The sequence below is a fragment of the Oleiphilus sp. HI0080 genome, from assembly GCF_001635135.1.
Genome location: NZ_LWFU01000933.1, coordinates 1 through 1,246, shown reverse-complemented (window position 1 = coordinate 1,246; position 1,246 = coordinate 1). Strand labels below are relative to the sequence as shown.

Sequence of the window (1,246 nt, the reverse complement as noted above, 5' to 3'; positions counted from 1 at the left end):
CTTGCGAGTTTGCGCTCAGCAATAAGAACGGCATCGGCAGAGCAAAATGATCTGGAAGTGCGCTTGAAGCGCATTGATAAACTGATTCTTGCGGCCGACGAATCTAAGCAACAGAACGCAGGACAATTGGTTCACACCTTGGATCAATTGATTGATCAACTGCTTACGTTGTCGCTTCCCCGTAAACAGAAGAATGCGCTCAAAAAACTCTCTAAATCACTTTCCAAAAAAGCCCTCAACTTGCAGTCCTTCCCCGGGATTTTGTCTGAATATGCCAGTTTACAGGCTGCGGTGATTCAAGACATCGCAAAGTCCGTCCCGAAAGGCCCAGGTTTTTTTAGTCGTATGCTCGGTGCTGGGAAAGCGCAGCCATTGCAAGCGGCTGGAGAAGGAGGTGTCGAAGGGGGTGAGGACGATGAGACGACGTCACAGGCTCTTGAGCTGGAGATTGAGACGCAAGAAGAGCCCAAAGATAGTGAAGAAATTGTGCCAGGCTTTAGCTCGGTGGCAAGACATGTTCGCTCCACACTCTCTAACTTGCTCGATCAACTGAGTTTTCCGCAAAGCGCATTTCGGGATGTAGCGAAGCTTCGTGATCAGATAGAAGATGAGCTAGTGTGGTATGAGTTAGGGCCGACCTTGGATGATGTTGCGAACCTTGTTCTGTCCGTCGTCGGCAAAGGGCAGCGCGACTTCGAAAGTTTTCTCAAGCAGTTGGATGATCGTCTGAGCAAAGTTCAGGGGTTTCTGATTGATAGTCGAACCGTCGATGCGAATTGGCAAACCAAGAATCAGGAATTTGATCGAGCAGTTCGGGTGCAGGTGGATGAGATTTCCCAAAAAATGGATTCTTCTGCTGATCTTGATGAGTTGAAGGACTCGATATATAAACATCTCGATTCTATATCCAAAGCGGTTGATCAGCACGATGGGGATGGCAAACAATTTGAAAAAGAAAAAGAGGCAGAGGTTCAGGCGCTAAGAGAAAAGATCGAGGCGATGGAGCAGGAGGCGGCATACATTCGCAAACGCCTAAAAGAAGAGCGCGACAAAGCACTTCGGGATACGCTGACCAAACTTCCAAATAGGGAGGCATTCGATGAGCGCTTTGAATTGGAGTTTGAGCGCTGGAAGCGATACAAAAAGCCGGTGTCGCTAGTGGTTGCCGACATCGATTTCTTCAAGAACATCAATGATAGTTACGGACACTTGTCTGGGGATAAGGTTCTACAGATTATTGCGAAAG

The 1,246-nt window shown here is 48.0% G+C and carries 1 protein-coding gene; it reads left to right on the top strand.

Going from position 1 to position 1,246, the window contains the following annotated elements:
- A partial coding sequence (locus A3751_RS18290; RefSeq protein WP_068458489.1) for a GGDEF domain-containing protein occupies nucleotides 1-1,246 on the top strand: 1,246 nt, incomplete at both ends.